The sequence below is a fragment of the Bacillus cereus group sp. MYBK245-2 genome, from assembly GCF_051916145.1.
In the GTDB taxonomy this organism is placed as follows: Bacteria; Bacillota; Bacilli; order Bacillales; family Bacillaceae_G; genus Bacillus_A; species Bacillus_A pacificus.
In genome coordinates this window covers 1-8,473 of record NZ_JBQAGB010000034.1, presented here as the reverse complement: position 1 = coordinate 8,473, position 8,473 = coordinate 1, and the positions used below count along the sequence as shown (strand labels likewise).

Here is an 8,473-nt window from a genome sequence, read left to right as displayed (position 1 = left end):
AGTTTGTCTAGCATCTAAAATAAAAATTGACGTTTCACGTTGTTTGTTTCGTTCAGTTTTCAAAGAACTACTTGGTCGCTCATTTGCGACTTCCTTATGTTAACATTTTCATCTTTCAATGTCAACTAAGTTTTTCATTTCGTTTGTCGCTTTCGACGTTAATGTCATCGGCGACTTGTTCTATATTACACTCCTGTACTCTAATCGTCAATACTTTTTATCCTTTTTATTTTATAAATTATAAAGTTTTTTATACTCCTTCCCTAAAGATTAATAAACTAGTGTAGTCATTTTTATAATCGACAGTTTCTACTTTCTAAAGAATGAATATCAAGCCACACAAATATATATTAAAAGTAGCTTTTTTATTTCGGTTACATTCACAATTATCTCCTACGACTTCTCTCTAGGAATTATAAATACATCCTACATTTACTAAAATCTAATTACATTAGGAGGCGTTATGAAATGCATGCTAATAAGAAAATCATTTATGTATCCCATGATGCCCATTTCCACGGAGCACAGCTGCTTTCTTTACATACTATTAAAGCCCTTAAAGAAAACTTTCAATACTCCGTCGCAATTATTTCTATTGGAACGGGCATTTTAATCCAAGATTTTCAAAAGTATGGTCCTGTTTATTGCCTAGAGGAAAACTACCCAACGGAAGAAAAAGTCGAATTATTAATAAAGAAGTTATTATTAAAAGACTATACCATCGCCATATGTAGTACCGTCATAAGTGGTGATATAGTTGCATTACTAGCTAAACATAATATTAAAGTTATTTCATTAATACATGAATTGCCGCATTTAATACAACAGTACTCTGCTGAGGGAAAAGCAAGAAACATTGCCCAATCTGCCCACAAAATTGTCTTCCCTTCACAATACGTGTATGAGAAATTCCGTACAATCACCCAATTAGATCATCAAAAATGCCACATCCTCCCTCAAGGTTTGTTTAACCACAACCCTTATAAGAACAATATTGCAAAAGCGAGAAACGAATTACGAAAAAAACACAACCTGCCTCTCGATAGCAAAATCATTTTGGGGGTAGGTTTTGCTGATCATCGAAAAGGAATAGATTTATTCTCACTTATTGCTTACTCAGTAAGAAAGGTGCATACGAATATTCATTTTATCTGGGTTGGGAAAACAGATGTTCATTTTTTTAATACAATCTCCCCAAGATATACAGCACATTTCACATTAGTGGACCCAACTCCAGATATCGGTTTATATAACGCCGGTGCTGATTTATATTTATTAACTTCAAGAGAAGATCCTTTCCCAAACGTAGTTTTAGAAGCATTAGATACAAAAGTCCCTGTTATAGGGTTCAAAAACGCTGGAGGTTTTGAAGATGTTGTTACGGAACAAACCGGCGCATTAGTAGACTATTTAAACTTACCTATGATGCTGGAAAGAATATATGAACTTATCGGGAATGAAGATTTACGATTACAAAAAGGGACCTTTGGCCAAGAACTTATTGAAAGAGATTTCAACTTTCTTGATTACGTTTATCAATTATTAAACTTGCTTGAGCATAATTATAAAAAAATAAGCGTCATTGTACCGAACTATAATTACGAAAAATACTTACCGGAACGAGTTAAATCAATATTAAATCAAACCTATCCCCTTTACGAACTAATTTTCCTAGACGATGCCTCTACTGACAATAGCGTATCTATATTTGAAAAGCTTCTCTCAAATGAAAATAAACACCACCTGAAAGTTCAGCAGATTATTAATGATAAAAATTCTGGTTCTGTATTTAAACAATGGATAAAAGGTGTCTCTGCAGCAACCGGTGATTATATTTGGATTGCTGAGGCCGATGACTTATGTGATCAGACATTTTTAGAAGAAGTAATACAAGGGTTTCATATAGATAGTGATGTTGCCTTAAGCTACACACAATCAAAACAAATAGATGAACAAGGAAATATCTTGGCCAATCATTATTTGGATTACACAAATGATATTGATAAGGAAAAATGGCAGAGTTCTTATGTCCGAAAAGGGATAGATGAAATACAAGATACGTTACTTATCAAAAACACCATACCTAATGTCTCAAGTCTAGTTTTTAAAAACATAGATATAAAAACAATAGCAAAACAATTGGAAAAGTTTAAAATAGCTGGCGATTGGTTTTTCTATGTTTCTCTCCTTAAAGAGGGGAACATTTATTTTAATCCAAAACCTCTAAACTATCATAGACGACATACAAATAGCGTAACAAGAACAGAAGATTCATATTCCCACTACAGTGAAGTTGTACAAATGCAGAATTTCATTAAAGACAACTTTACTATCGACGACATTTCAAAAAAGAAAATGTATGCATATAGAAAGTACCTTGAAGCATATTTGAAGGTTTAATTATATATTTTCTTTATCATCAGTATCTCTTGTAAGACATTACTATTATTTAAGGGGGGTTACTCTTTGAAAGAATTTATAGAGGCAAATAAACATTTGATTTCTCAAATTGCACAAAAATACAATGTAAGTGCAAATATCCACCCAGAAGATCATATCTTTCAATTCCTTGTCACAAATCCAGTCTTTCCATCTAAAAAAGAAGCAATAGATTATTATTTTAAAGATGGAAGAAAATCAGCAGAAACACTCTTAGATTTAATTACTTCCTTTTATCCTCCTGTAGACACTCCAATTCAATTATTAGAATTCGCATCCGGATATGGCTGCGTAACACGTCATTTATTAAATCAGCAAACGAACTTAAGTATAACTACTTGCGATATACACGAAGAGGCTATTACTTTTATTGAAAACACATTACATACTTCATCTCTATTATCTCACCCTGAACCAGAACAAGTAAAATTAGCCTCGTCTACGTATGATATCGTTTTTTGTCTATCCTTTTTTTCTCATATGCCTGATACAACTTGGTTTCGTTGGCTTCAGACATTGTATAACGCTGTTTCTCCTGGCGGCTTATTCATTTTCACAACTCATGGATATCAAAGTAAAAAGTACTTCGGCTTTCCCGCTTTAAATGAACGGGGTTATTGGTTTCTTCCCTCTAGCGAACAACTCGATTTAGATGTTCATCAATACGGGCAAACGATCGTTAGCCCCTCTTACGTATGTGACAAAATTAAATTATTACCTTATAATCCTATTATCAAAAAATACACTGAAGGTTTTTGGTGGGAACATCAAGATCTTTGGGTAATAAAAAAAGAAATAAAATAATAAACCACGCTCTACTTATACAGAAGTAGGGCATGGCTTATTATTTTTTACTATATAAGAACTCTTCAATCCATAGCTTATTTAATCTAATTCCACTTTTGAAATCCACTTTCGGTTCCCAATTACATTCTCGTCTTACTCTATCTATATTTAAAATGATTTTTTGAACGTTTTCTTGCTTTTGTTTATAGCAGATAAAGTCCACTTTTCTTTCCGTTAATTTCTCCAATTCTACTATAATTCGTTTTAAAGAGAGACCCTTTCCGCTGCCTATATTATACACACAAAATTTCAAGTGATTTAATTGCGATAGTTGTATAGTAACTTCCACTAAATCATCGATATAAATATAATCTCGAATAATTTCTTGTGGATTCCCATATATATTAATCTTTTCATTACTGAGATGCTGATACAAAAAACAATTTATTGCTCCAACTTTCTTTAACGGGTTTTGATATTTTCCATACGGATTAGAATATCTACATACAACATAGTCCATTCCATATTTTTTCTTATAAAAGTACAAATAATTTTCAAGCGACACCTTTGTTATTCCATAAGGAGAAAGTGGTTTTAATGGATGTTCCTCATCAATAGGCAGATATTCCGGTTCACCATAAACTGTGCCTCCAGAAGATGCTAATACGATTTTTTTAATGGGGAAATTTTTAGCACTTTCCATGAAATTAAGAAAAAAAAGGCTACTGTTTATATCTCCGAAAACATCTTCAATTGAAGTTGTTACATTAGACGTTGCAGCTAAATAAATAATAATATCCACATTCACTAAGGCTTTATATATATCTTCAACATTTGCTAAATCACCTTTAATAAATTCAACCTCACTTATAATATTTTGAGGAAAATTATTTATATGTCTGGAAAATACTTTTACATTTTGGCCTTTTTTCAATAAACCTAATGCGAGGTTAATACCAATGAAACTATTTCCACCTACTATTAAATAATTATTCTTCCGCATAATATCCTCTCTAGTAATAAGATTTTTGCTTATCACACCTGTAAATACAAATAAATGAACTTGGACAATTCTATTATTCTTTCTCTTATAATTGTATGCTTCTTATACATTTTCATTATCTTTATTTTCTGTTTAGAATCGCTGTCTTATCTAAGATGACCGAAAAACACTCATAATATTTACTCATTTCCATGAATATATTGGATTAGTAAAGCCTTCTCCATAAATAAAACTTTCAAAAAGGAGCATTAAATTTATGAAGAATGTAAATCAAGAGCTGTTAAATCATGTAATTCTACATAAAGACCGAATTCCACATTTCCATAAAGACTTTCCCCTGATACTATTCTGGAGCCACAGAAGCGGATGTACTACATTAGCTAATTGGTTCTTTTTTCAAATTGGATTATTTACTGAAGCAAAAAAATACCATGACTTTATTCATTACTATGAATTCTGGGTGTATAAAAACAACACCAACTACATACCAGAGTTACAAAATGGTCTTCTAGCAGCAAAAAAAGATGTTTGTAAACTTGTGCGGAATCCCTATACAAGGGCTGTCAGCTCATTTTTATTACTTGCTGACAATCCATATGCAATTCCTCAATGGGAAAGTATCCGCCAGTATTTGTATAATGACAAATATAGTAAACGAGGAATATCATTTAAACAATTTTTATATTACATTCGAGCATTCGGTTCCAATTCCGTAGCAATGGACATACATTTCAGTCAGCAATACGTTCCAGGTGAAGAAAATTTTATCCAACACTATATTCCTTTAGAAGATTTTAATACACAAATCACCAAGTTAGAACACACGTACGATTTACTTAAATCCCATTTAGCGCTACTTACAAGCTCAGATCATCATCGCGCTCATAAGATGATTTATACAGGAAACTATGCGGAACTCAGCCTTACAGATACAGCCTTCCCTCGCTTTCCAACATATGAAAGTTTTTATGATAAAGAAACAATGGAGTTAGTTACAGAAATATATGCACAGGACTTTGAAATGTATCCTTACATAAAAGGAGTATTTTAAGTCGATACATCATTCTCCAATGAATAAAAGTGAATGTATCGCATAGCATAAAGTGAAACTTTAATTAATGTGGGTTCCCTACTTTTCACCCGCCCTCTTTGATTTCGCTAATTGTTGGCGTATGTCATATGGATTTTTCACACGGGAGTGATGTCATGTGGAAGGTAATTTAAAGCACAATACTGGATACTGTGTTATTTGTGAGAAGGAAGCTACATTTATAGAGCATAACGATTGGCTTAGAGATCACTACTTATGTTCTACATGCCACTCTATACCAAGGCAGCGAGCTTTAATTCATGTTTTAAATACATTTTTCCCGAAATGGGGTTCCTATCATATTCACGAATCCTCACCTGGGGGGATTACAACTCAACTACTAATAAAAAACTGCAAAAACTATACATACTCTCAATACTTTAAAAACTATCCTCTCGGCCAATACTTTCAAGGGATTAGATGCGAGAACTTAGAAAACATGACTTTCCAAAATGGATCTTTTGATTTGTTCATTACTCAAGATGTCTTTGAACATGTAATGGAACCAAACAAAGCCTTTAAAGAAATAGAGCGTGTATTAAAGCCTGGCGGTGCTCATGTGTTTACTGTCCCTTGGTACCACACACTTCCAAAAACTTTGCAAAGGGCAAGAATCAATGAGGATGGAATTGAGTATATTGAAGAGCCAATTTATCACGGAAATCCTATTGATGAGAATGGGTCTTTAGTAACATTTGATTGGGGCCAAGATATGATTGAATATATTTATACACATGCAAATATGTATACCCTAGTTTATTTACAAAAGGATAAATCACTAGGCTTAGATGCTGAATTTTTACATGTTTTTATTAGTAGAAAACAAGAAAATGATTTTTAGGCACCATATAATTTGGAGGTTAACAAATGGATGACTTTAAGTTAGGAAGTGATTTTGATAACCTTGTTAGCCCGCTTTCTGATGTTGAACTTCTTCATCTATTTATACAAAGTTGCTCACAAACAAAGATAAATGGTATCCCAGTACCTATGTTCCCCCCTGAAGAAATTCAACAACAGTTTGTAGGTGCTTCCTATGAACATGCTCTTTATGAAGCATATTTGTTTTATAGACTTGTAAAAACATATGCCCATAATTTAGGCGTTCCCTTGAATAAAGAACGGAAAATTTTAGACTTTGGTTGTGGCTGGGGAAGAATCATACGCTTCTTTTTCAAAGATGTTCGCCATAAAAATTTACTTGGTATTGATGTAGACCCTGTAATGATTAACCTTTGTAACGAAACGTTAGGAAGAGGCAGATATAAAGTAGCTCCCCCACAACCTCCTGCAGAATTTATTAATGACAATTCATTAGACATCATATTCGCTTATTCTGTATTCTCACATTTATCCGAAGAAACTGCAGAAAATTGGATAAAGGAATTTTCAAGAATTCTTCGTCCAGGTGGAATCCTCATCGCCACAACACAAGCGCGCTATTTTCTCGATTTTTGTCAACAATTTAAGGAACACCCTGAATTAATTCAGACAGGATGGCATAAAACTTTATCTCAAGCTTTTCCAGATATAAATCGTGCTATCTCGGATTATGAAAGCGGCAATTTCGTCCACAGCCCTACGGGAGCTGGAGACGTTAGAAATAGTAGCTTCTACGGGGAAACCATTATACCTAGAACTTATATTAAAAACCACTATGAGAAGTATTTAAAGCTGCGGGACTTTTTCGATGATGCAAACCGATTACCCCAAGCTCTATTTGTTCTCCAAAAAGATTAACTCTTTTCGCTCATTGTATAATGAAGATCATTTTATATTTCAGCCGTATATATTAAATCATTAAAGATTTCCATATCAAGCAAACTGTACAAAAAAATTCATTATGAGGCATAAACAGAGTAAGTAAATAACGTTTCTCATGCTTTAACTAGATTCGAAAAATCAAAAATAACTTCCCACCACTTGAACTACGAAGCACATAAGGGGGATATATCTTGAAAATAATTGCTTTTTACTTACCGCAGTTTCATCAAATAAAAGAAAATGACCGATGGTGGGGAAAAGGTTTTACTGAATGGACAAATACTAAAAGTGCACGACCTTTATTTCCAGGACATTATCAACCTAGAGAACCTTATCAAGATTTTTATTACGACTTAACCACCCCATCCGTAAGAAAATGGCAAGCAGAAATTGCCAAAGCACACGGCATATATGGTTTTTGTTATTACCATTACTGGTTTAAAGGGAAGAGGCTATTGGAGAGACCATTTAATGAGGTACTTCAGATGGGCGAACCAGATTTTCCATTTTGCCTATCTTGGGCAAATGAACCATGGACAAAAACTTGGGATGGTCTTGATAGTCACATATTAATGCCTCAAAATTACGGAGGGTTATCGGATTGGAAAGAACACTTTGATTATTTATTACAAGCTTTCCAAGATAAGAGGTATATCCGTATAGATAATAAACCACTATTCATTATTTATCGTCCTGGGCATATACCTAATTGTGAGCAAATGCTTAACTACTGGAATACACTCGCACAAGAAAATGGTTTGAAAGGTATATACTTCGCAGAAACATTAAACAGCTTTCCACTTCCTAATATAAATGGATTTGATGCTAGCATTCAATTCGAACCTTTTTATACAATTGCTCACGATAGTTCTTCCGACATAAATAAGATAATATATGAATCTAGTAAACAAATAAACGCTTGGGATTATGATAAAGTGTGGATGTATATATTAAAGCGATCTCCTTCAGAGAAAAAAACATTTCCCGGTGCCTTTGTTGACTGGGATAACACAGCACGCCGCAAAGATTTAAATAGCAGCATTTTCGTAGGCTCTACTCCCGAGAAGTTCACGATATATTTAAGTAAGCAAATCCAGCGCACCTATTCTCTTTACAACAGCGAGTTTTTATTTATTAATGCGTGGAATGAATGGGCAGAAGGTACTTACTTAGAACCAGATAAAAGGCATGGCTTTGCCTATTTAGAAGGAGTTAAACAAGCAATTAACAGAGGCATGAAAGCATACAAAAAAGACGAGTCATTCTGACTCGTCTTAAGCTTGCTTGGCGACGTCCTACTCTCACAGGGACAAGGTCCCAACTACCATCGGCGCTAGAGAGCTTAACTTCCGTGTTCGGTATGGGAACGGGTGTGACCTCTCTGCCATCAT

At 33.8% G+C, this 8,473-nt stretch carries 7 protein-coding genes and 1 rRNA gene; 6 read left to right on the top strand and 2 right to left on the bottom strand.

The window, feature by feature from the left end:
• Positions 1 to 468: 468 nt before the first annotated feature.
• The gene (locus tag ACTFRN_RS27870) at positions 469 to 2,400 is read left to right on the top strand and encodes a glycosyltransferase (protein ID WP_000543173.1); all 1,932 of its coding nucleotides are present in this window, start codon (positions 469 to 471) and stop codon (positions 2,398 to 2,400) included.
• A 66-nt stretch (positions 2,401 to 2,466) separates the two neighbouring features.
• Positions 2,467 to 3,243, top strand: a complete 777-nt coding sequence (locus ACTFRN_RS27865; RefSeq protein ID WP_000657506.1) for a class I SAM-dependent methyltransferase — start codon at positions 2,467 to 2,469, stop codon at positions 3,241 to 3,243.
• A 40-nt stretch (positions 3,244 to 3,283) separates the two neighbouring features.
• On the opposite strand, the gene ACTFRN_RS27860 is transcribed toward ACTFRN_RS27865, so the two are convergent.
• Positions 3,284 to 4,228, bottom strand: coding sequence for an NAD-dependent epimerase/dehydratase family protein (locus ACTFRN_RS27860; protein ID WP_001230823.1), 945 nt, complete (start codon positions 4,226 to 4,228; stop codon positions 3,284 to 3,286).
• Positions 4,229 to 4,484: 256 nt separating this feature from the next.
• On the opposite strand from ACTFRN_RS27860, the gene ACTFRN_RS27855 reads away from it, so the two are divergent.
• The 4 genes from ACTFRN_RS27855 (at position 4,485) to ACTFRN_RS27840 (ending at position 8,350) form a co-directional block, all read left to right on the top strand.
• A complete protein-coding gene (locus tag ACTFRN_RS27855; protein WP_000800263.1) occupies positions 4,485 to 5,279 on the top strand; it encodes a sulfotransferase family 2 domain-containing protein in 795 nt (264 codons plus the stop codon).
• Positions 5,280 to 5,436: 157 nt separating this feature from the next.
• The gene (locus ACTFRN_RS27850) at positions 5,437 to 6,159 is read left to right on the top strand and encodes a class I SAM-dependent methyltransferase (protein ID WP_000398938.1); all 723 of its coding nucleotides are present in this window, start codon (positions 5,437 to 5,439) and stop codon (positions 6,157 to 6,159) included.
• Positions 6,160 to 6,185: 26 nt separating this feature from the next.
• Positions 6,186 to 7,058, top strand: a complete 873-nt coding sequence (locus ACTFRN_RS27845) for a class I SAM-dependent methyltransferase (RefSeq protein ID WP_000340856.1) — start codon at positions 6,186 to 6,188, stop codon at positions 7,056 to 7,058.
• Between the two features lie 215 nt (positions 7,059 to 7,273).
• The gene (locus tag ACTFRN_RS27840) at positions 7,274 to 8,350 is read left to right on the top strand and encodes a glycosyltransferase WbsX family protein (protein ID WP_000690983.1); all 1,077 of its coding nucleotides are present in this window, start codon (positions 7,274 to 7,276) and stop codon (positions 8,348 to 8,350) included.
• A 14-nt stretch (positions 8,351 to 8,364) separates the two neighbouring features.
• Here the strand turns inward: ACTFRN_RS27840 and rrf are convergent.
• Positions 8,365 to 8,473: ribosomal RNA gene (rrf, locus tag ACTFRN_RS27835) — 5S ribosomal RNA — on the bottom strand; the annotation flags it as partial.

Excerpts from the sequence above, each read along its gene's own strand:
- ACTFRN_RS27845 (WP_000340856.1), top strand. The coding sequence starts at position 6,186 with ATGGATGACTTTAAGTTAGGAAGTGATTTTGATAACCTTGTTAGCCCG.
- ACTFRN_RS27870 (WP_000543173.1), top strand. The coding sequence starts at position 469 with ATGCATGCTAATAAGAAAATCATTTATGTATCCCATGATGCCCATTTC.
- ACTFRN_RS27855 (WP_000800263.1), top strand. The coding sequence starts at position 4,485 with ATGAAGAATGTAAATCAAGAGCTGTTAAATCATGTAATTCTACATAAA.
- ACTFRN_RS27860 (WP_001230823.1), bottom strand. The coding sequence starts at position 4,228 with ATGCGGAAGAATAATTATTTAATAGTAGGTGGAAATAGTTTCATTGGT.